General features: G+C 74.3%; 17 protein-coding genes. 8 read left to right on the top strand and 9 right to left on the bottom strand.

Annotated features, from left to right (window positions below; all coding sequences use genetic code 11):
- The first annotated feature begins 14 nt into the window (after nt 1–14).
- A complete protein-coding gene (locus ABT048_RS32725) occupies nt 15–1,658 on the top strand; it encodes an MFS transporter (RefSeq protein ID WP_350525195.1) in 1,644 nt (547 codons plus the stop codon).
- Nucleotides 1,659–1,758: 100 nt separating this feature from the next.
- Here the strand turns inward: ABT048_RS32725 and ABT048_RS32720 are convergent, their stop codons facing one another.
- The 8 genes from ABT048_RS32720 to ABT048_RS32685 form a co-directional block, all read right to left on the bottom strand.
- Nucleotides 1,759–4,344 (bottom strand): SpoIIE family protein phosphatase, encoded by a 2,586-nt coding sequence (locus ABT048_RS32720; RefSeq protein WP_350525194.1) that lies wholly within the window; start codon nt 4,342–4,344, stop codon nt 1,759–1,761.
- A gap of 148 nt (nt 4,345–4,492) precedes the next feature.
- The gene (locus ABT048_RS32715) at nt 4,493–5,113 is read right to left on the bottom strand and encodes a TetR/AcrR family transcriptional regulator (RefSeq protein ID WP_350525193.1); all 621 of its coding nucleotides are present in this window, start codon (nt 5,111–5,113) and stop codon (nt 4,493–4,495) included.
- Between the two features lie 88 nt (nt 5,114–5,201).
- A complete protein-coding gene (locus ABT048_RS32710) occupies nt 5,202–6,800 on the bottom strand; it encodes a 4-coumarate--CoA ligase family protein (protein WP_350525192.1) in 1,599 nt (532 codons plus the stop codon).
- Between the two features lie 364 nt (nt 6,801–7,164).
- On the bottom strand, nt 7,165–8,337 hold the full coding sequence (locus tag ABT048_RS32705) for an acyl-CoA dehydrogenase family protein (RefSeq protein ID WP_350525191.1): 1,173 nt from the start codon (nt 8,335–8,337) through the stop codon (nt 7,165–7,167).
- A gap of 14 nt (nt 8,338–8,351) precedes the next feature.
- A complete protein-coding gene (locus ABT048_RS32700; RefSeq protein ID WP_350525190.1) occupies nt 8,352–10,382 on the bottom strand; it encodes an acetyl/propionyl/methylcrotonyl-CoA carboxylase subunit alpha in 2,031 nt (676 codons plus the stop codon).
- Between the two features lie 40 nt (nt 10,383–10,422).
- Nucleotides 10,423–12,021, bottom strand: coding sequence for an acyl-CoA carboxylase subunit beta (locus ABT048_RS32695; RefSeq protein ID WP_350525189.1), 1,599 nt, complete (start codon nt 12,019–12,021; stop codon nt 10,423–10,425).
- Nucleotides 12,018–13,817, bottom strand: a complete 1,800-nt coding sequence (locus tag ABT048_RS32690) for an acyclic terpene utilization AtuA family protein (RefSeq protein ID WP_350525243.1) — start codon at nt 13,815–13,817, stop codon at nt 12,018–12,020. Before ABT048_RS32690 ends, ABT048_RS32695 begins: the two co-directional genes overlap by 4 nt.
- 234 nt (nt 13,818–14,051) lie before the next feature.
- On the bottom strand, nt 14,052–14,687 hold the full coding sequence (locus tag ABT048_RS32685) for an AfsR/SARP family transcriptional regulator (RefSeq protein ID WP_350525188.1): 636 nt from the start codon (nt 14,685–14,687) through the stop codon (nt 14,052–14,054).
- Nucleotides 14,688–15,366: 679 nt separating this feature from the next.
- Between ABT048_RS32685 and ABT048_RS32680 the strand changes: the two genes are divergently transcribed.
- The 5 genes from ABT048_RS32680 to ABT048_RS32660 all read left to right on the top strand — a co-directional run bounded on the left by ABT048_RS32680 (nt 15,367) and on the right by ABT048_RS32660 (nt 19,175).
- Nucleotides 15,367–17,877: a cyanobactin maturation protease PatG family protein gene (locus ABT048_RS32680; protein WP_350525187.1), complete on the top strand. Its 2,511-nt coding sequence runs from the start codon at nt 15,367–15,369 to the stop codon at nt 17,875–17,877.
- A 96-nt stretch (nt 17,878–17,973) separates the two neighbouring features.
- Complete coding sequence (locus ABT048_RS32675) at nt 17,974–18,165, top strand: hypothetical protein (RefSeq protein WP_350525186.1); 192 nt, start codon at nt 17,974–17,976, stop codon at nt 18,163–18,165.
- 30 nt (nt 18,166–18,195) lie between these two features.
- Complete coding sequence (locus ABT048_RS32670; RefSeq protein ID WP_350525185.1) at nt 18,196–18,465, top strand: hypothetical protein; 270 nt, start codon at nt 18,196–18,198, stop codon at nt 18,463–18,465.
- Nucleotides 18,466–18,546: 81 nt separating this feature from the next.
- Complete coding sequence (locus ABT048_RS32665) at nt 18,547–18,774, top strand: hypothetical protein (RefSeq protein ID WP_350525184.1); 228 nt, start codon at nt 18,547–18,549, stop codon at nt 18,772–18,774.
- Nucleotides 18,775–18,854: 80 nt separating this feature from the next.
- A complete protein-coding gene (locus ABT048_RS32660; RefSeq protein WP_350525183.1) occupies nt 18,855–19,175 on the top strand; it encodes a hypothetical protein in 321 nt (106 codons plus the stop codon).
- A gap of 187 nt (nt 19,176–19,362) precedes the next feature.
- Here ABT048_RS32660 and ABT048_RS32655 read toward each other — a convergent pair whose 3' ends face one another.
- On the bottom strand, nt 19,363–19,683 hold the full coding sequence (locus ABT048_RS32655; protein ID WP_350525182.1) for a hypothetical protein: 321 nt from the start codon (nt 19,681–19,683) through the stop codon (nt 19,363–19,365).
- A gap of 359 nt (nt 19,684–20,042) precedes the next feature.
- On the opposite strand from ABT048_RS32655, the gene ABT048_RS32650 reads away from it, so the two are divergent.
- Together ABT048_RS32650 and ABT048_RS32645 are read left to right on the top strand one after the other, a co-directional pair.
- Nucleotides 20,043–20,456: a VOC family protein gene (locus ABT048_RS32650; protein WP_350525181.1), complete on the top strand. Its 414-nt coding sequence runs from the start codon at nt 20,043–20,045 to the stop codon at nt 20,454–20,456.
- A 211-nt stretch (nt 20,457–20,667) separates the two neighbouring features.
- Nucleotides 20,668–23,064, top strand: a complete 2,397-nt coding sequence (locus ABT048_RS32645; RefSeq protein WP_350525180.1) for an ATP-binding cassette domain-containing protein — start codon at nt 20,668–20,670, stop codon at nt 23,062–23,064.
- The last annotated feature ends 88 nt before the right edge of the window (nt 23,065–23,152 follow it).

Here is a 23,152-nt window from a genome sequence, read left to right as displayed (position 1 = left end):
GACACCGATACGCCATGAGTTCCCTGACCGCCCGCCAGCGCTGGACCGGCCTCGCCGTCCTCGTCCTGGCCGTGACCGTGGTCGCGCTGGACGCGACCGTCCTGTCCCTCGCCATCCCGTCGATCAGCGAGACGCTGCGCCCCAGCGGCACCCAGCTGCTCTGGATCGGCGACTCCTACTCCTTCGTGCTGGCCGGCCTGCTGGTGAGCATGGGCGCGCTGAGCGACCGGATCGGCCGCAAGAAGCTGCTGCTGGCCGGTTCCGCCGCCTTCGGCGCGGCCTCGCTGCTGGCCGCCTACGCACCCGGTCCGGGCTGGCTGATCCTGGCCCGCGCGCTGCTCGGCGTCGCCGGGGCGACGATCATGCCGTCCACCCTGTCGCTGATCCGCAGCCTCTTCCCGGACGACCGGGAGCGGGCCACCGCGATCGGCATCTGGGGTGCGGCCGCCACGGCCGGCGCCGCGCTCGGGCCGGTGGTCGGCGGGGTGCTGCTGGAGCACTTCTGGTGGGGCTCGGTGTTCCTGATGAACATCCCGGTGCTGCTCCTGCTGCTGGGCCTCGGCGCCTGGCTGCTGCCGGAGTCCAAGGACCCGAAGCCGGGCCGCTGGGACGTGCTGAGCGTCGTGCTGTCGATGGCCGGCGTGATCGGCGTGGTGTACGCGACCAAGGAGGCCGCCGCACACGGCGTGACCCGCTGGGACGTGCCGGTCGCCTTCGTGCTGGGCGCCGCCGCGCTGACCGGCTTCGTCCGCCGCCAGCTGCGACTGGAGACCCCGCTGCTCGACGTCCGGCTGTTCCGCGACCGCCGGTTCACCGCGGCGGTCTCGGCCTCGCTGATCTCCCTGGTCGGCCTCTCCGGCGTGATCTTCGTGGTCTCGCAGTACCTGCAGCTGGTCCGCGGCTACCAGCCGCTCCAGGCGGGCCTGGCCGAGCTGCCGGCCTTCGCCGGCTCGGTGGTCGGCGGTCTGCTGACCGCCCGGGTGGCCCGCCGCTTCGGCGCCCGCACGGCACTGACGGCCTGCCTGCTGACGATGGGTCTGGGCGTCGGCGCCCTCGGCTGGCTGGAGCAGGACACCACCTACCTGCTGCTGGCCGCCTCCTTCCTGCTGGTCGGGACGGCCGAGGGCGTGGTCTACACGCTCGGTGCCGACCTGGTGCTGCGCGCCGCGCCCGCCGACAAGGCCGGTGCCGCCTCGGCGGTCTCGGAGACCGCGTACGAGCTGGGCACCGCGCTCGGCATCGCCCTGGTCGGCTCGGTGGTCGGCTCGGTCTTCGCGAACGGTCTGGTCGTCCCGGCCGGGACGGACCCGGCGGCCGCCGCCCGGGCCGGCGAGTCGCTCGGCTCGGCGGTCGAGGTGGCGCAGGGCCTGCCGGCGGAGGTGGCGCAGCCGCTGCTGGCGAGCGCGAAGCAGGTCTTCGTCGGCGGCATGAACGGTGCCGGGCTGCTGGCCGCCGCGCTGCTGGTCGGCGCGGCCGTGATGGCCTGGCGCCTGCTGCGCGGACTCGCCGGGCCGGACGGCGCGGCGGGCAGCCCGGCCGAGACGGCGGACGCGGCCGGCGCGCCTGCCCAGCCGGCCGGCGCGCCCACCGAGCCGGCCGAGGCGCCTGCCCAGGCTGCCGACGCGCCTGCCGGGGCGGCGGAGAAGGTCCACGCCTGACCCGCCCTCCCGAGGACCGGCGCGTGACACCCCCTCCGTAGCTCGGCAGAACGGCCGTTCCCCCCGAGGGGAGCGGCCGTTCCCGCGTGGTCGGGCGCCGCTACTTCGCCCCGAAGGGCAGCTCCAGCTCCGCCCAGACGACCTTGCCGTCCCGGGTGAGCCGGCTGCCCCAGCGCTGGGCCAGCTCGCTGACCAGGAACATCCCGCGCCCGCCCTCGTCCTGCTCGGCGAACGGGCGCAGCTGCGGAGTCTGGCCGCCGGCGTCGGAGACCTCGACGGTGAGCACCCGGTCGCGGAACAGCCGCAGCCGGCGCGGCGCGTCGGCGTGCAGCAGGGCGTTCGTCACCAGCTCGCTGACGAGCAGTTCGGCGTAGTCGGTGAGCGCGGACAGGCCCCAGGCCTCCAGGGTGGCGCGGGTGAAGCGGCGGGCCTTGCCGGGCAGCCGGCCGCCGCCGCTGAGCGGGAGGGTGGCGATCCGGTCGGCGGGCAGCGGCAGCACCCGGGCCATGATCATCGCGATGTCGTCCTCGGTGCCGTCGGTGACGAGGGCGGCGAGGACGGCGTCGCAGCTCTCCTCCAGGGTCCGGCCGGGCCCGGAGAGCGTGCGGGCGAACAGGTCGATCCCGTCGTCCAGGTCCTGGCCGCGCCGCTCGACCAGGCCGTCGGTGTAGAGCGCGACCATGCCGCCCTCGGGGATGGTGAACTCGATCGACTCGAAGGCGACCCCGCCCACGCCCAGCGGTACGCCCGGCGGCACGTCGACCCGCTCGGCGGTGCCGTCGGGGGCGACCCGCACCGGTGGCAGGTGCCCGGCCGAGGCGACCTGGACGGTGCGCTCCAGCGGGTCGTACACCGCGCAGATGCAGGTGGCGAACTGGCCCTCGCCGATTCCGGAGGCGGTCTCGTCCAGCCGGGTGAGGACCTGCTCGGGCGGCATGTCCAGGGTGGCGAGGGTCCGGGCGACGGTGCGCAGCTGGCCCATCGTCGCGGCGGCCCGGATGCCGTGGCCCATCACGTCGCCGACCACCAGGGCGACCCGCCCGCAGGACAGCGGGACGACGTCGAACCAGTCGCCGCCGACCTCGCTGACCACGCTGCTGGGCAGGTAGCGGTAGGCGATCTCCAGGCCGAGGGTGCGGTGCACCTCCTGCGGCAGCAGACTGCGCTGCAGGGTGAGGGCGGTCTCCCGTTCGCGCCGGTAGAGCCGGGCGTTGTCGAGCGCCAGCGCGGTGCGGGCGACCAGCTCCTCGGCGAGCGCGACGTCGGCGGCCGTGAAGGGCTCGGGGTTGCGCATCCGGATGAACTCGGAGCCGCCGAGCACCATGCCCCGGGCGGTGATCGGCACCATCAGGTACGAGTGGATGCCCGCCGCCATCCCGGGGGCCACCCGGTCCTCGCTGGAGACGAGCCCGCGCAGCACCTCCTCGTCCACCTGGGCCCGCAGCAGCGGCCTCCCGCTGCGCAGGCACTGGGTGTAGCTGCGGTCGGGGGCGTACTCGGAGGTCTCGCCGACGACGTCGACGGCGTGCGCGAGCCCGGTCTCGTAGTTCTCCCCGACGGCGACGGCGCGCAGGGTGACGGTCCGGTCGGTGGGGATCGGGGTGGGCTCGGCGCCGCGCAGCACCGGCTCCAGCAGGTCGACGGTGGCGAAGTCGGCGAACCGGGGGACGACGGCCTCGATCAGTTCCTCGGCGGTGCGCTGGAGGTCGAGGGTGGTGCCGATCCGCGCGGTGGCCTCGGCGATGGTGCTGAGCCGTTCCTGGGCCCGGGAGGCGCGGGCCTCGGCCTGGAAGCGCTCGGTGACGTCGATGATCGAGGAGCAGACGCCGAAGACCCGGCCGGTGGAGTCTTCGAGGCGGAAGTAGGAGGCGGACCAGGCGCGGTCCCGCTTCGGGTCGCCGGGGACGCGGCCGTGCGAACGGGCGTCCACGACGGGTTTGCCGGTCCGCAGCACCTGGCGCATGATCTGCTCGATCTCGGCGGTGTTGATGCCGGGGAGCACCGCGGATATCCGGCGGCCCAGGTGCGCGGCGACCGGCACGCCGTTCATCCGGGCCAGCGACTCGTTGATCCGGGCGTAGCGCAGGTCGGTGTCGTAGACGGCCATCCCTATCGGGGAGCGGCCGAAGATGCCGTCCAGCACCGCGAGGTCGGCCTCGACGGCGTGCAGGGCGCGGGTGTCGGAGGCGGTGGCGAGGAGCAGCAGGGTGCCGGCCGGGCCGGCGATGGGGTAGGTGCGGAACTCCAGGTCGACCTTGTGGCCGTCGCGGTGGCGGACCGGGAAGACGCCGGACCAGCCGCTGCCGGTCATGATCCGTTCGAAGAGGTCCAGCACCTCGGCGCGGTCGCCGCCGTCGGTGAGCAGTTGGGCGGCGTAGCTGCCGACGGCTTCCTCGCTGGTGTAGCCGAGCAGGGCCTCGGCGTCCTCGCTCCAGTGCAGGATCAGGCCGTCGTCCTGGAGCAGGGCCGTCGCGAGCGGGACGAGCCGGTGGCCTTCGGGGAGTACGCCTTCGAGGTGTTCGTCCTCGTGGCGCTCACTCCCGTGGTGATCACCCCCGCGGTGCTCACCTCCGGGGTGTTCGCCCTCGTGGCGTTCGCCGTCGTGGCCGCCGCCCTCGGGACGTGCCGGAGTGCCGCCCGGTGCCGTGCGCGCGGCGTCGGTCGCGTCCCACTCGTGTCCGTGCATGATCAGGCAGCACCCCGGTTCGGCTCGTGCCCGGCCGGGTGGGCCTCGCGGTCCGTGCCGGCCGGGGTTCTTCTCCAGACTGCACGGACATCAGCCGCCCGGCGACCCCTTGGTCAGGGGTTGTCCGGCCGCTCCGGATGTACGGGCGTCATGGGCGTACCGGGCGCAGCGTACTCTCAAGAACGCCCGCCCACTGCCGGATCACTCCGGAACGTCGGAGGCTGTCGTCGGTGAGCAGGTTGGCCAGGCCCAGCCCGCGGGCGAGGTCCAGGGTGGCCTGCACCGATTCGCGCACGCCGGGGCGGCTCTCGTCGGCGTCCAGGAACTCCACGGCGGCCCGGTGGGCCTCTCTTCCGACGTGCCCCTCCAGGGTGATGATCCGCTCGCGCAGCGCCTCCTCGGTGGCGGCGGCGGTCCACAGGTGCAGGGCGGCGCGGAACAGCGGGCCGGTGTAGAGGCGGACGATCATGTCGACCACGGCGCGGGTGCGGTCGGGGCCGGCGGCGGGCAGCTCGTCCGCGTGCGCGCGGACGGCCGCCAGCCGCTCGGCGGTGACGTGCTCGACGGCCGCGGTGAAGAGGTCCTCGCGGGTCGGGAAGTGGTGCTGGGCGGCGCCGCGGGAGACGCCGGCGCGCTCGGCGACGACGGTGACGGTGGAGCCGTTCCAGCCGAGTTCGGCCAGGCAGTCCACGGCCGCCGCGAGCAGCCGGGCCCTGGTCGCGCGGCTGCGGTCCTGCTGGGGCGTGCGGGCGGCGGCGTGGCTGGCCATGGCTGCGGGCGGCTCCTGTTCCGGTGGGGGCGCGGTGGGTCGATCCTCACAGACGGGCACCGGTCTTCGTCCGCGGGGGCCCGCCCGCTCAGTTGACGGCGGCGCGCTCGGCCTCGCGGGCGCGCAGTTCACGGCGGAGGATCTTGCCGGCCGCGGACTTGGGGACGGCGTCCACGAACTCCACCGCGCGGACCTTCTTGTACGGGGCGACCAGCCCGGCGACGTACCCGGTGACCTCCTCGGCGGTCAGGGCGCTGCCCGGGGTGCGGACCACGAAGGCCTTGGGGCACTCGGTGCCGTCGGCGTCCGGCACGCCGATCACGGCGGCGTCGGCGATCTCGGGGTGGCCGAGCAGCACGGCCTCCAGTTCGGCGGGGGCGACCTGGTAGCCCTTGTACTTGATCAGTTCCTTGACCCGGTCGACGATGTACAGGTAGCCGCGCTCGTCCACGTAGCCGACGTCGCCGGTGTGCAGCCAGCCGTCGGCGTCGATCACGGCGGCGGTCGCGGAGGGGCGGCCGAGGTAGCCCTTCATCACCTGGGGGCCGCGGATCAGCAGTTCTCCGCGCTCCCCCGCGCCGAGGTCCCCGGCGGAGCCGTCCAGGGCGGTGACCCGCAGTTCGGTGGAGGGGACGATCCGGCCGACCGAGCCGCGCGGGGGGTCGCCCTCCCGGGGGGAGACCACGTGGGTGACCGGGGAGAGCTCGGTCATGCCGTAGCCCTGGAGCAGGTGCGGCAGGCCGAGGCGCCGGGCGCAGGCGTCGGCGAGTTCGCGGTCGAGCGGGGCGGCGGCGCACAGCAGGTACTCGACGGAGGAGAGGTCGTACCGGTCCACGGCCGGGTGCTTGGCCAGGGCCAGGGCGATCGGCGGCGCCACCACCAGGGCCTGCACCCGGTGCTCCTCGACGGCCCGGCAGAACTGCTCCAGGTCGAAGCGGGGCAGCACGACCACGGTGGCGCCGCAGCGCAGCGGCTGGTTGAGCAGCGCCGCGAGGCCGTAGATGTGGAAGAAGGGGAGGACGGCGAGCACCCGCTCGCCCTCGGCGGGGCGGTAGAGGGCGTCGCACTGGGCGAGGTTGGTGGCGATCGAGCGGTGGGTGAGCATGACGCCCTTGGGCAGGCCGGTGGTGCCGCTGGAGTAGGGCAGCACGGCGACGTCCTCGCCCGGGTCGATGGCGACCTCGGGGGCGGGGCCGGGCGCGGCGAGCAGGTCGGCGAGCGAGCGGTGGCCGTTCGCGCCGTCCAGGACGACGATCTCGGTCAGCGGGCGGCCCTGCCCGGCCGCCAGTTCGGCGGCCGCACGGGCGGTGGGCAGGAACGGGGACACGGTGACCAGCCAGCGGGCGCCGCTGTCGCACAGCTGGCCGGCCAGTTCGGCGGGCGTGGCCAGGGAGGACACCGTGGTGACGGTGGCGCCGGCCCGGGTGGCGCCGTAGTAGGCCATCGGGTAGACGGTCGAGTTGGGGCTGAACAGGGCGAGGACGTCGCCCCGGCGCACGCCCAGCTCGGCCAGGCCGGCGGCGACCCGCTCGACGGCGGCGGCGAGCTGCGCGTAGCTGACGTGCTCCCCGGTGAGGCCGTCGATCAGGGCCGGGCGGTCGCCGTACCGGGCCGCGGCGCCGAGGACCGCGTCATGGACCGGCAGGTCGACCACGGGGACGTCCGGGAACTCGCTTCGGAACACCAAGGCATGCCTCCAGTAAGGAAGTTGACGCGGCAACTAAACCTGCGTGCGGTGCGCGTTCAGGAGCATACGGACAGTCAGGGGGCAGGCTGGGCCATTGTGGGGAACCGGGGGCGGAGCTCGCGTGGCACGTGTGTTCCCGGGGGCGCCCGCCCGGACGCCGCCGCACCACGCCCGCCCGCCCCCTGGCGCGGTCCCGGCCCCGGAGCGCCCCCGTCCCTCCCCCGCCGCCGGCCCGGCGACACCACTCCGGTGGCCGTCACCCACACCGGGCCGTCACCCGCCGCGGGCCGGCCGTCCCGCACCGGCCCGGGCGCCGCGTACGGGAGGCAGCGCGGTGTTCGCACGGCCGTCCCCGGCCGGTGACTCAGTACGACTTGGGCAGGCCGAGGGTGTGCTGGGCGACGTAGTTGAGCACCATCTCGCGGCTGACCGGGGCGACCCGGCCGACCCGGGTGGCGGCCAGCAGGGCACCCAGCCCGTACTCCTGGGTGAGGCCGTTGCCGCCGAGGGTCTGCACCGCCTGGTCGACGGTCCGGGCGGCGGCCTCGCCGGCGGCGTACTTGGCCATGTTGGCGGCCTCCCCGGCGGCGAGGTCCTCGCCCTCGTCGTAGAGCAGCCCGGCCTTCTGGGTCATCAGCCGGGCCAGCTCGATCTCCACCGCGCACTGGGCCAGCGGGTGGGCCAGGCCCTGGTGGGCGCCGATCGGGGTGGACCAGACGGTGCGGGTCTTCGCGTACTCGACGGCCTTGCCGAGGGCCTGGCGGGCCAGGCCGAGCGAGAACGCGGCGGTGAGGATGCGCTCCGGGTTCAGGCCCGCGAACAGCTGCAGCAGGCCGGCGTTCTCGTCGCCGACCAGGGCGTCGGCGGGCAGCCGCACGTCGTCCAGGAAGACCTGGAACTGCTTCTCGGGGGCGACGAGTTCCATCGGTATCGCCCGGTACTCGAAGCCCGGGGTCTCGCGCGGGACGACGAACAGGCAGGGCTTGAGCTTGCCGGTGCGCGCGTCCTCGGTGCGGGCCACGAACAGGACGGCGTCGCAGTGGTCGATGCCGGAGACGAACACCTTGCGGCCGGTGAGCAGCCAGTCCTCGCCGTCGCGGCGGGCGACGGTGGAGATCCGGTGCGCGTTGGAGCCCGCGTCGGGCTCGGTGATGCCGAAGGCCATCCGGCGGCTGCCGTCGGCGAGGCCGGGCAGCCAGCGCCGCTTCTGCTCCTCGGTGCCGTAGCGGGCGATCACCGTGCCGCAGATCGCCGGGGAGACGATGAGCAGCAGCAACGGACAGCCGGCGGTGCCGAGTTCCTCCAGGACGATGGCGAGGTCGGTGATGCCGCCGCCTCCGCCGCCGTACTCGGCGGGCAGGTTGACGCCGAGGTAGCCGGCCTTGCCGGCCTCCGCCCACAGTTCGTCGGCGGGCTCGCCGGCGCGGGCCTTGGCGAGGTAGTAGGCGGAGCCGTAGCGGCGGCCGAGGTCGCCGACGGCCTGGCGCAGGGCGCGGCGTTCGGGGGTTTCGAGGAGCTGACTGCCGATGGCGGACATGCGGGGGTCCTTCCTCAGACCTCTTGGGTGGACTTGACGACGGCCAGCAGGGTGCCGAGTTCGACCTGCCGGCCCGGGGTGGCGCGGAGTTCCACGAGGACGCCGTCGGCCGGAGCGGTGACGCGGTGCTCCATCTTCATCGCCTCCAGCACGAGCAGCGGCTGTCCGGCGGTGACGGCGTCCCCGACCTCGGCGGTGACGCGGACGACGGTGCCGGGCATCGGGGCGAGCAGGGCGCCGGGGTCGGTCTCGACGGTGGGCTCGGGGAAGCGCGGGAGCGCGGTGAGCGCGGTGCCGCCGGCCGGGGTGTCGACGTACACCCGGTCGCCGTGGCGGGCGACGCGGTAGGTGCGGCGCAGCCCGCCCTCGCGCAGCACGACCCGGTCGGGGCCGGCCTCGACCAGCTCGACGTCCGGGTGGTCCTCGGCCTGCAGGCCGGCGCGGGTGAGGCGGTAGCGGACCGCGCGCTCGGCGCCGTCGTCCGCCCGGTAGCGCTTGAGCTGCGGCTGGGAGGGCAGGTTGCGCCAGCCGGACGGGAGCGCGGTGCGCCGGGCGGCGGCGTCGGCGAGGGCGGCGGCCAGGGCCGCGCGTTCGACGCCCCCGGTGTCCGGCGCGGTGAGTTCGGCGCCGTGCTCGGCGAGGAAGCCGGTGTGCAGGCGCCCGTCCAGGAAGGCCGGGTGCCGCAGCGCGCGGACCAGCAGCTCCCGGTTGGTGGCGGGCCCGTGGATCCGGGCGCGGGCCAGGGCGTCGGCCAGCCGGCGGGCGGCGGCCGCGCGGGTCGGTGCCCAGGCGATCACCTTGGCGAGCATCGCGTCGTAGTGCGGGGTGATCTCGTTGCCGGCTTCGACGCCGCAGTCCAGTCGCAGACCGGCGTCCGGTCCGGCCCCGGCGTCCGTTCGGGCCCCGGCGTCCGTTCGGCTCCCGGTGTCCGGCCGGCTCCCGGCGTCCGTTCGACCCCCGGCTCCGGTGAACTCCTGGTGCGGCACGGTGAGTTCGAGGCAGTGCAGGGTGCCGGTGGCGGGCTGCCAGTCCTTGGCCGGGTCCTCCGCGTACAGGCGGGCCTCGATCGCGTGACCGAGCAGCGCCGGGGGCTCCGGCGGCAGCTGCCGCCCTTCGGCGACGGCGAGTTGGAGGGCCACCAGGTCCAGCCCGGTGACCGCCTCGGTAACCGGGTGCTCGACCTGGAGGCGGGTGTTCATCTCCAGGAACCAGAACCGGCCGTCCTCGGCGAGCAGGAACTCGGCGGTCCCGGCGCCGACGTAGCCGATCGCCCGGGCGGCGCTCACCGCGGCCGCGTGCAGCTCGGCGCGGACGTCCGCCGGGAGGCCGGGGGCCGGGGCCTCCTCGATCACCTTCTGGTGCCGCCGCTGCAGCGAGCAGTCGCGGTCGCCGACCGCCCAGACCGTGCCGTGCGCGTCGGCCAGCAACTGGACCTCGACGTGCCGCCCGGCGGGCAGGTAGCGCTCGCAGAACACCTCGTCCGAGCCGAAGGCCTTGGCCGCCTCGGCCCGGGCGGCCGCCAGCTCGCCGGGCAGGTCCGCGAGGCTCCGGACGACCCGCATGCCGCGGCCGCCACCGCCCGCCGCGGCCTTCACCAGGAGCGGCAGGTCGGCCTCGCCGGGCGAGGTGAGCGCGCCCAGGACGGGCACCCCGGCCTCGGCCATCAGCCGCTTGGCGGCCGTCTTGGAGCCCATCGCGGCGATCGCGGCCGGCGGCGGGCCGACCCAGAGCAGACCGGCGTCCAGCACCGCCTGCGCGAACCCGGCGTCCTCGGAGAGGAACCCGTAGCCGGGGTGGACGGCGTCGGCCCCGGCGGCGAGCGCGGCGCGGACGATCGCCTCGGCCCGCAGATAGGTGTCGGCGGGCGCCGCACCGGGCAGGCGGACGGCCGCGTCGGCCTCGCGCACGTGCGGCGCGTCGGCGTCCGGGTCGGAGTGGACGGCGGTGGTCGCGATGCCGAGTTCCCGGCAGGTGCGGAAGACCCGGCGGGCGATCTCGCCCCGGTTGGCGACCAGCAGGTTGCCGATCAGTGTCGTGGAAGTCATGGGTGGCTCCGTCACAGGGTCTGGCTCACAGGGGTCCGGCTCACATGCGGAAGACGCCGTAGCCACGCGCGCCCTCGACCGGCGCGTTGTGGATCGCGGACAGGCACAGGCCCAGCACCGTACGGGTGTCGCGCGGGTCGATCACACCGTCGTCGTAGAGGCGGCCGGAGAGGAACACCGGCAGCGACTCGGCCTCGATCTGCTGCTCGACCATCGCCCGGATCGCCGCGTCCGCGTCCTCGTCGTACGGCTGGCCCTTCGCCGCGGCCGACTGCCGGGCGACGATCGACAGCACCCCGGCGAGCTGCTGCGGGCCCATCACCGCGGACTTGGCGCTCGGCCAGGAGAACAGGAAGCGCGGCTCGTACGCCCGGCCGCACATGCCGTAGTGGCCGGCGCCGTAGGAGGCGCCCATCAGGACGGACAGGTGGGGCACCGTGGAGTTGGAGACGGCGTTGATCATCATCGCGCCGTGCTTGATGATGCCGCCCTGCTCGTAGTCCTTGCCGACCATGTACCCGGTGGTGTTGTGCAGGAACAGCAGCGGGGTGTTCCGCTGGTTGGCCAACTGGATGAACTGGGCGGCCTTCTGCGACTCGGCGCTGAACAGCACGCCCTGCGCGTTGGCCAGGACGCCGACCGGGTAGCCGTGCAGCCGGGCCCAGCCGGTGGCCAGGCTGGTGCCGTAGAGCGGCTTGAACTCGTCGAAGTCCGAGCCGTCGACCAGCCGGGCGATCACCTCGCGCGGGTCGAAGGGCACCTTGAGGTCGCCGGGGACGATGCCCAGCAGCTCCTCCTCGGCGTACTTCGGCGGCTCGGCGAGCGGGTCGGGGCCCGGGCCGGGCTTGCGGTGGTCGAGCCGGGCGACGATCCGGCGGGCCAGCCGCAGCGCGTCCGCCTCGTCCGCCGCGAAGTGGTCCGCGAGGCCGGAGGTGCGGGCGTGCATCTCGGCGCCGCCGAGCGACTCGTCGTCGGCCTCCTCGCCGGTGGCCATCTTGACCAGCGGCGGACCGCCGAGGAACACCTTGGCCCGCTCCTTCACCAGCACGGTGTGGTCGGACATCCCGGGGACGTACGCGCCGCCGGCCGTGGAGTTGCCGAACACCACGGCCACGGTGGGGATTCCGGCGGCGGACAGCCGGGTGAGGTCCCGGAACAGGGCGCCGCCGGGGATGAAGATCTCCTTCTGGCTGGGCAGGTCCGCGCCACCGGACTCGACCAGGTTCACCAGCGGCAGGCGGTTCTGCAGCGCGATCTCGTTGGCGCGCAGCGCCTTGCGCAGCGTCCAGGGGTTGCTGGCGCCGCCGCGCACGGTGGGGTCGTTGGCGGTGATCACGCACTCGACGCCCTCGATCACGCCGATGCCCGTGACCAGCGCGGCGCCGACCGGGTGGTCGCTGCCCCAGGCGGCCAGCGGGGACAGCTCCAGGAACGGCGAGTCCGGGTCGATCAGCAGCTCGATCCGTTCGCGGGCCAGCAGCTTGCCGCGCTTGCGGTGGCGTTCCACGTACTTGGGGCCGCCGCCGGCCAGGGCCTTGGCGTGCTCGGCGTCCAGCTCGGCGAGCTTGGCGAGCATCGCGGCACGGTGGTCGGCGTACTCGGGCCCGGCCGGGTCGACGCGGGTGGGCAGGACGGTCACAGCGGCGTCTCCGGGCTGTCGGCGAGCGGTTCCGGGGTCGGGAGCGGTTCCGGGGTCGGGAGCGGTTCCGGGGTCGGGGGCGTGGTCGCGGTCAGGAGCGTGGTCGCGGTCGGGAGCGGACCGGGGAGCGCGGTCGGGCTCAGGAGCGAGGCCGGGATGTCCAGGTGACGGGAACGCAGCCACTCGCCCAGCGCCTTGGCCTGGGGGTCGAAGCGGTGACGGGCGGCGACGCCCTGGCCGAGCAGACCGGTGAGGGTGAAGTTGACCGCGCGCAGGTTCGGCAGCACATGCCGGGTGATGTCCAACTCGGCCGTCTCGGGCAGGAGTTCACGCAGCCGCTGCACGGTGAGGGTGTGTACGAGCCAGCGCCAGCCGTCCTCGGTACGGGCCCAGACGCCCAGGTTGGCGTCACCGCCCTTGTCGCCGCTGCGGGCGCCGGCCACCAGGCCGAGGGGAGCCCGCCGGGTGGGCCCGTCGGGCAGCGGCTCGGGCAACTCCGGCTCGGGCAACTCCGGCTCTGGAACGGGTAGTTCGGCCGACGCCGGGTGGCCGGTGACCGGCGCGGGCGGGACGGCGATCCGGCGGCCGTCCGGCAGCACGGCGGTGTGCTCGACGGCCTTCGCGTCGACGTACGCGGCGGTGAACACCCCGTACGGCGCACCCGGCCCCGGCGGGGCGGTGAGATGGAAGCCGGGGTAGCCTGCCAGGCCCAACTCCACCGCTGCCTTGCCGAGTTCACGGCCCACCTTGGCCGGGTCGCGGTCGCGGGCGGTCAGCCGCAGCAGGGCCGAGGCGGTCTCCTCGGTCGGGGCGTCGGGGTGGTCGGTACGGGCCAGCGTCCAGCGCAGCTCGCCGGGGCGGGCCCCGGGCGGCAGCGCCTCGGCGAACTGCCGTTGCACCAGTGCCGCCTTGGCCTCGATGTCCAGGCCGGTGAGGACGAACACCACCTCGTTGTGGTGGCCGCCGAGGGCGTTGAGGCCCACCTTGAGCGTGGCCGGCGGCGCCTCGCCCCTGACCGGGTCGATCCGGACCCGGTCCGGGCCCTGCCCGGTGAGCCGGACGGTGTCCAGCCGGGCGGTGACGTCCGGGCCGAGGTAGTGGGATCCGCCGGTCTCGTACAGGAGTTGGGCGGTGACGGTGCCGGTGGTGACGGCGCCGCCGGTGCCCGGGTGCTTGGTGATCACACTGGATCCGTCGGCGTGCAGTTCGGCGATCGGGAAGCCGGGGCGGGTCACGTCGTGCTCGCGGAAGAACGCGTAGTTGCCGCCGGTCGCCTGGGCGCCGCACTCCAGGACGTGTCCGGCGACCACCGCCCCGGCGAGGGCGTCGAGGGCGTCCGGGGTCCAGCCGAAGTGGGCGATGCCGGGGCCGACGACCAGCGCGGCGTCGGTGACCCGGCCGGTGACCACCACGTCCGCGCCCTCCCGCAGGCAGGCCGCGATGCCGAAGCCGCCGAGGTAGGCATGGGCGGCCAACAGCCCGTCCGGCAGGCCGAGTTCCTCCCGGCGCGGCAACAGGTCGTCGCCCTCGACGTGCGCGACGGCCGCCTCGACGCCCAGGCGCCGCGCCAGTGCGCGCAGGTCGTCGGCGAGCCGCGCCGGGTTGAGGCCACCCGCGTTCACCACGATCCGTACGCCGCGCTCGCGGGCCAGCCCGAGGCACTCCTCCATCTGCCGCAGGAAGGTCCGGGCGTAGCCGCGCGCCGGGTCCTTCAACCGGTCGCGCGCCAGGATGAGCATGGTCAGCTCGGCCAGGTAGTCCCCGGTGAGCACGTCCAACGGCCCGCCGGTGAGCATCTCCCGCACCGCGTCGAAGCGGTCCCCGTAGAACCCCGAGGCGTTGCCGATCCGCAGTACCGTGCGTTCGCGCACCAAGGCGCCTCCCCTGACGGTGAGTTGGCGCCGACCCCGGACGGGCGCCGCCGGGCAGCAGCGTGGCACCGCCCGGAGAAAAAAGCAATCATGCCTGCTTGTTTTCAGGCACCCGATTCCCGCCACGCGCCACCCGCCGCGCGCGCCGGGCGGGCGGGTTCACCGCGCGAGCAGGTTCTGCACCAGGCCGGTCATCTTGGCCGAGGGCGCCACGTTGAGTTCCCGCTGCAGGAACGAGCGGTAGTGCTGGTAGGCGCGCAGCGCACTCGCCATGTTGCCCTCGGCGAGATGCACCTCCATCACGATCCGGTGCGCCGTCTCACGGATCGGGTCGATCGCAATGGCGGCCAACGCGGCCTGGAGGGCCGCGAGGTAGCGCTCGGCGCCGCAGAGTTGGCGGGCCAGGCCCTCCAGCGCGTACAGCCTCAGCTGGCCCCACCGTTCGCGCGGCAGAGCCAGCCACTCGTCCTCCCAGTCGGGCAGCAGATCGGCGGCGAGGTCGTCCACCAGCTGGTCGATGTCGGCGGGCAACTGGGCGCCTCCCGCCGCGACTTGTCGGGCGCTGCCCCAGGCGCGCCACAGGTCGACCCGGACGTCCTCGCAGAGCAGCAGCCGGCGGCCGTCGCTCTCGACGACCAGCGTCAGGCCGAACCGCCGGACCTGGTACAGGGCCGACCGCAGGTTGGCGGCCGCCCGGCAACGGGTGCAGTCCGGCCAGAGCTGCTCGGCGACCGTGCCGCGCGAAGCGCCCTCGCTGTGCAGGGCCAGGAACGCCAACAGGCGCTGTGCGCCCACCGGGAGGGGAACACGCTCTCCCGCGCTGGTGGCTTCGAAGCCCCGTAGTAGTTTGATGCCCGGAGCAATCCATGACACACCACCACTGTGCAGTCCCCGGCGGATTCTCGCACCCCGTCAGGAGCACCGCCGCTCCGGCCGCCGGCATCGCACTGCCCCGTCGCGGCACGATCACCGCCTCGTCGCGACCCGATCCCGGCACCGTCCCCCGTCCGTCCACGCAGGGCTCGGCGGACGTCGCGCGGCCGTTGCGCCGGCGTCACCCGAACATCGCACCGGGGTCGCACGGGCGTGGCACGGCCGACCGAACCCTGCCCCGCCCGCCCGCCGGGCGACCAGCTCACCCCGGCCGTCCGAGCGTTGGGCCCGGGAGCGGACCGTCACCCCGGACGACCGCCACGCCACGGCCACGCGACGCCCCGGGGACGCCAGGACGCACGCCCCCGCGACGGACCGCCGCACACCGGCCCGACGGGCGGTACGGACGCTGGCTTCACCCGGTGCGGGCCACCGCACCGGAGCGACCGGCCGGCACACGCCGAAGACGGCGTCGCCGTACGGAAGCGGCACGGAGCACCCCTCGGCGGGGCGCACCCCGACGCACCGGACGCACCCCGACGCACCCCGACGCACCTGACGCGCCCCGACCCGACCCGAACCACCGAGAAGGCGGTGCCGCATGGAGGCCAGATCGGTCCTGCGGGGCCTGCAGCCGCCGACGGGCGCCGACCCGCCCGGCGGGCTCCTGCCGGGCGACGACCTGCTGGGCGACACCGAGGTGTGCATCGCCGTCCTGGACGGTCCGGTCGACCTCGACCATCCCTGCTTCGCGGGTGCGGACCTGACCCGGCTGGACACCCTGGTCGGGGAGCCGGCCGGGCCCGGCCCGATGTCTCTGCACGGCACCCACGTCGCGAGCCTCCTGTTCGGTCAGCCCGGCAGCGCGGTGGTCGGGATCGTTCCGCGCTGCCGGGGCCTGATCCTCCCGGTCTTCACGGACGAGGGGGCCGGCCGGGTCCCGCAGTTGGATCTGGCCCGGGCTGTCGAACGGGCGGTGCAGGAGGGCGCGCACATCGTCAACATCAGCGGCGGCGAACGCAGCCAGGACGCCCAGGCGGACGGCATGCTGGAGCGCGCGCTGCGGCTGTGCGACGAGAGCGGGGTCCTGGTCGTCGCAGCCGTCGGCAACGACGGCTGCGACTGCCAACAGGTGCCGGCGGCCGTGGCGTCGGTGCTCGCCGTCGGCGCCGCCGCGGCCGACGGTTCGCCGCTGGAGATCAACAACTGGAGTTCCGCCTACGCAGCCACCGGCGTCCTCGCCCCGGGCCAGGACATCGAGGGGGCCGCCCCGGGCGGCGGGCGGATCGCCCTCACGGGCAGCAGCTTCGCCACACCCCTGGTGTCCGGGGTCGCCGCCCTGCTGGTCGGCGCGCAACTGCGCACGGGGCACGGGGCCGATCCGCAGGGCGCCGGCCGGGCCGTGCTGCGCGGCGCGGACGCCGTCCCCTGCCAACCCGTCGACGCCCCCGACTGCCGGCGCCGGCTGGCCGGGCGGCTCGACGCCGCCCGGGCGTACCGGCTCGTCAGCCGGGGCGATGTGACCGGTCCTCAGGAGTCGGTCACGGCCGGCACCGAGGCCGCCGCGCTCGTCGTCCGACCCTCCCCCGGGTCCGGGGCCCGCGCTGCCGGCGCCGTCCCGGCCGGGGCCTTCCTTTCCGGCTCGTCCGACCTGTACGAGTCCGGCTCGTCCGACCTGCACGAGGAAGTCACCACCATGGATACCGAGAGCGCCTCCGTCGTCACCGCACAGCAGCAGGCCTCCGACCCGGCCGCCGCGCCCGTCCCCGCGGGTGCGGGCGGCCCGGTCGGCGATCCGGCCGGCTCCGTCCTCCCCACGCCGCCGGTACCGGAACCGGCCGGCCTCGCCCCCGCCGGTGCGACCGCGGTCGGTGCCACTCCGCCGGCGCCCCCGGCCCCCGGCGCCTGCCGCTGTCAGGGCGGCGGGCCCCAGGAGGCCGGGCCGGGCACCGGCGGCGCCCTCGCCTCCGCCCCGGCCGCCCAGTCGGCCGCCCAGCCGCTCCCGCCGCCGGTCCGGACCTTCGCCCCGCCCCGCACGGAACCCGCCCGGCCGGCGGCCGCGGTCGGCGGCGGCGTGCGCCCCTCGTGCGCGTCCACCAACGACCGCCCGCTCGTCTACGCGATCGGACAGGTCGGCGTCGACTTCCTCACCGAGGCCCGCCGGGACAGCTTCCGCCAGCTGATGAGCCCGGTCGGCGGCGCGCCCACCGCGGACGGCCGTCCGACCGAGGCGCCCGCCAACCCCTACGACGCCCGGCAGCTGTACGGCTACCTGGTCCAGAACCCCTGGGCGTCCGACAAGGTCACCTGGACGCTGACCGCGGACGGCACCCCGCTCTACGCGCTGGAGGCGGAGCCCGCTGCCGGAATGGACTGGAGCGCGCCGATCCTCGACCCGTCCTTCGACACCGCCCGGCTGCAGCAGCTGGCCGGCCGGCCCGACGAGCTCGCCCAGGTCCTGCTGCGGATCGCTTCCCCGCCGGTCTCCACGGTGTACCGCACGCTCCGGGACGCGCTGCTCGGCCAGGCCCAGGGCACGAGCGACCCGACGTACGTCTCCAGGGTCTCGATACCCGGTCGGCTGACCGACCGCACCGTCCGGCTGTTCTCGGGCCAGGTCGTGCCGGTCGTCGAGGTCAAGGGTCGTGGTCTCTACACCTGGACGGAGGCGCTGCTGACCCAGGAGGTGCTGAAGGCCGTCGAGGACGACACGAAGGCACGCAAGATCACGGTCGACGAGACGGAGATCCGCACGACCGTCCGCGCGTTCCTGGACAAGATCTACTACCAGTTCCGCAACCTCGGCCAGAGCTCCGCCGACCGGGCCCTCAACTACGCCGGAACCAACGCGTTCCTGTTCGGCAGCCAGATCAGCGCGGGCATGCTCGCCGCCAAGCACGTGCCCGGACCGGGCGACCGGCTGTACACCCTCGAATCCATCAGCGTCGCGAAGAGCCCGTACTGCCGGATGGGATCGGACTGCCAGGACGTCACGGTCCGGTTCTTCGACCCGGAGAACGACCGCAGGGCCCGGGTGACCTGGCTCTTCACCATCGACGTCAGCGACGAGATGCCGGTCAGCCTGGCGCCGACCCACCAGTTCCTCGACTGATTCCTCGGCTGAGCCGGACACGGTCGCGTCCGCGACGCGGGCCCCGGACGGGCCCGGGACGACCGCACGGCAGCCCCCACGAGGAGGAGAACCACGATGAACGCCCCCGACAGGCTCCCCAAGCCCGCCCCCGCGCTCCCCGCCCAGGCCCGGCCGGTCCGCCGGGACGGCCCCGGGGAGCCCGCCCACCAACGGACCGGCCCGGGGGTCGAAGCGGCCCTCTCCCAGTGCGCCGGCATGCCGGGCCTGGCCCGGCAGATGTGCTACGCGGCGCAGTACGGCACCTGACCGGTCCGACACCTGAGGAAGGAGACCGTGATGACCGACCAGCCCCTGGCAGCCCCCACGGCGTTCCGGCCGCCCGCGCCACGGATCCCCCGGCTGGCCCCGCCCGTCCTGCGGGCCGGGCACGGGCCGGGCGGCGCCGCCGGTGGCGGCGTGGAACCGAGCATCGGAGCACTGGAGTACCTCGGCAGGACGCTCGACCCGTACGTCGGCCTGCCCGACCTGCCCTACGACCAGATCGGCGACGCCATCGGCGACGCGGTCAGCAGCATCGGCAGCACCGTCGCGGGCTGGTTCAGCTGACGCCCGCGGCTCCCGACGCCCGCACCCTCCCGCATGTGAACGGCGGCGGAAGGGTGCGGGAACCACCCGGAAGGGAGAAGGATGATGATCAACGAAGGCATGCGCGAAGCGACCGGGCTGCCCACGCCCGGGCCGCAGCTCCCGCGGCTGGCCCCGCCGGTCGACCGCACCGGCACCGGCGGCGGAGCGCTCGGCGCCGCCCCCGGCGTCGAGGCCGACTTCAGCCTGGGCGACCTCGTCAGCGGGCTGGGCAAGGTGGCCAAGACCGTGGTCCCGGGCCTCGGAGGCATCCTCGGAGGCATCTTCTGAACGGCGTTCCCCCACACCGGCGGCAGGGCCCGGAGCCCTGTCGCCGACCGGAACGCGGATGAATCCAGAGAGGCGGAACCATGCGTCACGACCCGCCACAACTACCGCCGATCGACCGCAGGATCCCCTACCAGCCCGACCTCAAGCCGTTCGGCGACCGGACCCCCGCCGAGGGGGACGCCATCGTCGCCGTGCAGCACGGGCCGGCGAAGCCCCTGCCGGCCGCCCTCGGCGGCCCGGCCGACTCCCCGGCGGGGACGACGGCGCTCCCCGTCCTGCTGGACGGCCCCGGCGGACTGTTCGGTGCCCCGCCCGGCGATCCGGCCCCGTGGACGTGCGGTGGACGGCCCACCCCAGGCTGTCTGCCGCCCCCACCGCCGGTGATCGGCGGGCGCCACTGATCCGGCGCCGCGCGGCACCGCCCCCGGGCCCCCGGCTCCTGCCCGGGGGCCCGGGTACGGGTCCGTCCACGTGCGGGATGATCGTTTCGAACTTCCCTGCCGGCAAGGCTCGTTGACCTGGCGAAGCGCCCACAGCACACCGACCGGCGACAACGACGGAAGCCACGGGCTGGTGATCTGCAGGCCCTTAGACGACCCTGTTCCTGGCAATCGCGGCGAGCGCATCCTGCACGCTCAGGAACTCCTCCGTGCCCGCCTGCGGCTTGTCCACCAAGGCTTCGCCGTGCCGCTGCACGCAGATCCACAGGGTGCCTGACACCGGAAGATCGCCGAGCCACTGGGTCTGCGGAGTGTAGACACCGGCACGGTAGCGGCCGTTGTGGACATCGCTGGCGGTCACCATGCCCACCACCGTCCGCCCGTCCATCGCCCACAGCACCTCGGCGGGGTTGTAGGAGGCGGGCACGAGGACCAGTTGTCCCCGATGCTTGGCCATCAGATGCAGCACCAGCCTTTCGAACGGGCCGGACCACCCACCGGGCAGTCCGGACGCGTGCCAGGTACTCGGTTCACATGATGGCAGCAGCAGTCGAGTTGGAGTCACGCCTGCCGCCGGTCGGCCCGGCCTCCGACGCGTCGGGCACGCCTGGTGGTCAGCACCTCTCCAGCCTCGGACCGTCCTCGCGGCAACAGCCACGACCACTGGTGGTTGACGACCGGCCCCGACGCCGGCCCCGGCCGCCAGGACCCGACTTCTGCACCGGGCGCCGAGGCCCCGACGATCGGGGCGGTCGGATCGACCGGGTCGATCAGGTCGATCAGTTTTGGAGAAGCACCCGGCACGGGCCCGCGCCTAGCGTTGCGGTCATGAGCGACATCACCATTCACTGGACCTTCCTCCCGCACACCGACCCCGAGGCCTCCCTCGCGTTCTACCGCGACCTGCTCGGCTTCGAGGTCCGCAAGGACTTCGGCGGCGGCGCGATGCGCTGGATCACCGTCGGCCCCGCGGACCAGCCCGGCGTCTCCCTCGTCCTGGAGCCGCCGGCGATCGACCCGGGCGTCACCGAGGACGAGCGCAGGACCATCACCGAGATGATGGCGAAGGGCACCTACGCCCGGCTCGTCCTCGGCACCGCCGACCTGGACGGCGTCTTCGACCGGCTGAAGTCCGGCGGCGCCGAGCTGGTGCAGGAGCCGACCGAGCAGCAGTGGGGCGCTCGCGACTGTGCCTTCCGCGACCCGGCGGGCAACCTGATCCGGTTCAACGAGGTGCGCTGAGCCGGCCGCCGGCGAACTGCCGCACCGCACGGCCGCCGCACCGCCGACCCGCCGGCTCGCCCGGCCGGCGGGTCGGCACCCGCCACAGCCCGCCGGGCCCGTCCCCACCCCCACCGGCCGGACCGGTCCCCTCGACTCTGGTTGGATCGAGGGGACCGCCGACCGTGGCCGCGGGGACGGGCCCGCCCGATCGACAGGGAGAGACGACACGATGCCCAAGAGGACGGACGCGCACCCCGCGCCGCACGCCGCCGACAGCCATGACCTGATCCGCGTCCACGGCGCACGCGAGAACAACCTCAAGGACGTCAGCGTCGACATCCCCAAGCGCCGGCTGACGGTGTTCACCGGCGTGTCCGGCTCGGGCAAGAGCTCGCTGGTGTTCGACACCATCGCCGCCGAGTCCCAGCGGCTGATCAACGAGACCTACAGCGCCTTCGTCCAGGGCTTCATGCCCTCCCTGGCCCGCCCCGAGGTGGACGTCCTGGAGGGCCTGACCACCGCGATCATCGTCGACCAGCAGCGGATGGGCGCCGACCCGCGCTCCACCGTGGGCACCGCCACCGACGCCAATGCGATGCTGCGCATCCTCTTCAGCCGCCTCGGCACCCCGCACATCGGCTCGCCCAAGGCCTTCTCCTTCAACGTCCCCTCGATCAGCGGGGCGGGCGCCGTCACCGTCGAGCGCGCCGGCAAGACCGTCAAGGAGCGCCGCAGCTTCAGCATCACCGGCGGCATGTGCCCGCGCTGCGAGGGCCGGGGCAGCGTCTCCGACATCGACCTGACGCAGTTGTACGACGACAGCAAGTCGATCGCCGAGGGCGCGATCACCATCCCCGGCTGGAAGACCGACAGCTGGTGGACGGTCGGCGTGTACGCCAACTCCGGCTTCCTCGACCCGGACAAGCCGATCCGCGAGTACTCCGGGCAGGAGCTGGAGGACTTCCTCCACCGGGAGCCGACCAAGGTCAAGGTCAAGGGCGTGAACCTCACCTACGAGGGCCTGATCCCCAAGATCCAGAAGTCGATGCTGTCCAAGGACAAGGACGCCCTGCAGCCGCACATCCGGGCCTTCGTGGAGCGCGCCGTCACCTTCACCGCCTGCCCCGACTGCGGGGGCACCCGGCTCAGCGAGGCCGCCCGTTCCTCCAGGATCGCGGGCATCAGCATCGCCGACGCCTGCGCGATGCAGATCACCGACCTCGCCGACTGGGTGCGCACACTCGACGAGCCCTCGGTGACGCCGCTGCTCACCACCCTGCGGCAGACCCTCGACTCCTTCGTGGAGATCGGCCTCGGCTACCTCTCGCTGGACCGCCCGGCGGGCACGCTCTCCGGCGGCGAGGCGCAGCGGGTCAAGATGATCCGCCACCTCGGCTCCTCGCTCACCGACACCACGTACGTCTTCGACGAGCCGACCACCGGCCTGCACCCGCACGACATCGACCGGATGAACAAGCTGCTGCTGCGTCTGCGCGACAAGGGCAACACGGTGCTGGTGGTCGAGCACAAGCCGCAGACCATCGCGATCGCCGACCACGTGGTCGACCTCGGCCCCGGTGCCGGGACGGCCGGCGGCTCGGTCTGCTACGAGGGCGGCGTCGAGGGGCTGCGGAGCAGCGGCACCGTCACCGGCCGCCACCTCGCCGACCGGGCGCCGCTGCGGGAGAGCGTGCGCAGGCCCACCGGGAAGCTGGAGATCCGGGGCGCGGACACCCACAACCTGCGGGACGTGGACGTGGACGTCCCGCTCGGGGTGCTCACCGTGGTGACGGGGGTGGCCGGCTCCGGCAAGAGCTCGCTGATCCACGGCTCGCTGGGTCGACGGTCGGGGGCGGCCGGCGAGGGCGTGGTCTCGGTCGACCAGGGTGCGATCAAGGGTTCGCGGCGCAGCAACCCGGCCACCTACACCGGGCTGCTGGAGCCGGTCCGGAAGGCCTTCGCCAAGGCCAACGGCGTCAAGCCGGCCCTGTTCAGCGCCAACTCCGAGGGTGCCTGCCCGACCTGCAACGGCGCCGGGGTGGTCTTCACCGACCTGGCGATGATGGCCGGGGTGGCCAGCACCTGCGAGGACTGCGAGGGCAAGCGGTACCAGCCGGCCGTGCTGGAGTACCGGCTGGGCGGCCGGGACATCGCCGAGGTGCTGGCGATGTCGGTGACGGAGGCCGAGGAGTTCTTCGGTTCGGGCGAGGCCGCGCTCCCGGCCGCCCACCGGATCCTGGAGCGGCTGGCGGACGTCGGGCTGGGCTACGTCAGCCTCGGCCAGCCGCTCACCACGCTCTCCGGCGGTGAGCGGCAGCGGCTCAAGCTGGCCACCCACATGGCGGACAAGGGCGGGGTCTACGTCCTGGACGAGCCGACCACCGGCCTGCACCTGGCCGACGTCGAGCAGCTGCTCGGGCTGCTGGACCGGCTGGTCGAGTCCGGCAAGTCGGTGATCGTGATCGAGCACCACCCGGCGGTCATGGCGCACGCCGACTGGATCATCGACCTCGGCCCGGGCGCCGGGCACGACGGCGGGCGGGTGGTCTTCGAGGGCACCCCGGCCGACCTGGTCGCCGCCCGCTCCACGCCGACCGGCGAGGCCCTGGCGGCGTACGTCGGCTAGCCCCGGACTTCGCACATGGGGAGTTAGGTCTCCAGCCAGCGGGGTCGGGTTTCGTCGATGCCGAGGAGTTCGAGCAGGTGTGCTTGGA

It is taken from the genome of Kitasatospora sp. NPDC096140, assembly GCF_040303045.1.
In the GTDB taxonomy this organism is placed as follows: domain Bacteria; phylum Actinomycetota; class Actinomycetes; order Streptomycetales; family Streptomycetaceae; genus Kitasatospora.
The sequence above is the reverse complement of the archived record's forward strand: the minus strand, read 5'-3'. Positions and strand labels throughout refer to the sequence as shown.

Coding starts and splice junctions, on each gene's coding strand:
- ABT048_RS32670 (WP_350525185.1), top strand. CDS start 18,196: ATGACCGACCAGCCCCTGGCAGCCCCCACGGCGTTCCGGCCGCCCGCG.
- ABT048_RS32665 (WP_350525184.1), top strand. CDS start 18,547: ATGATGATCAACGAAGGCATGCGCGAAGCGACCGGGCTGCCCACGCCC.
- ABT048_RS32650 (WP_350525181.1), top strand. CDS start 20,043: ATGAGCGACATCACCATTCACTGGACCTTCCTCCCGCACACCGACCCC.
- ABT048_RS32725 (WP_350525195.1), top strand. CDS start 15: ATGAGTTCCCTGACCGCCCGCCAGCGCTGGACCGGCCTCGCCGTCCTC.
- ABT048_RS32645 (WP_350525180.1), top strand. CDS start 20,668: ATGCCCAAGAGGACGGACGCGCACCCCGCGCCGCACGCCGCCGACAGC.
- ABT048_RS32690 (WP_350525243.1), bottom strand. CDS start 13,817: ATGCTCACCGGCGGGCCGTTGGACGTGCTCACCGGGGACTACCTGGCC.
- ABT048_RS32705 (WP_350525191.1), bottom strand. CDS start 8,337: ATGTCCGCCATCGGCAGTCAGCTCCTCGAAACCCCCGAACGCCGCGCC.
- ABT048_RS32700 (WP_350525190.1), bottom strand. CDS start 10,382: ATGACTTCCACGACACTGATCGGCAACCTGCTGGTCGCCAACCGGGGC.
- ABT048_RS32680 (WP_350525187.1), top strand. CDS start 15,367: ATGGAGGCCAGATCGGTCCTGCGGGGCCTGCAGCCGCCGACGGGCGCC.
- ABT048_RS32720 (WP_350525194.1), bottom strand. CDS start 4,344: ATGCACGGACACGAGTGGGACGCGACCGACGCCGCGCGCACGGCACCG.
- ABT048_RS32715 (WP_350525193.1), bottom strand. CDS start 5,113: ATGGCCAGCCACGCCGCCGCCCGCACGCCCCAGCAGGACCGCAGCCGC.
- ABT048_RS32660 (WP_350525183.1), top strand. CDS start 18,855: ATGCGTCACGACCCGCCACAACTACCGCCGATCGACCGCAGGATCCCC.
- ABT048_RS32675 (WP_350525186.1), top strand. CDS start 17,974: ATGAACGCCCCCGACAGGCTCCCCAAGCCCGCCCCCGCGCTCCCCGCC.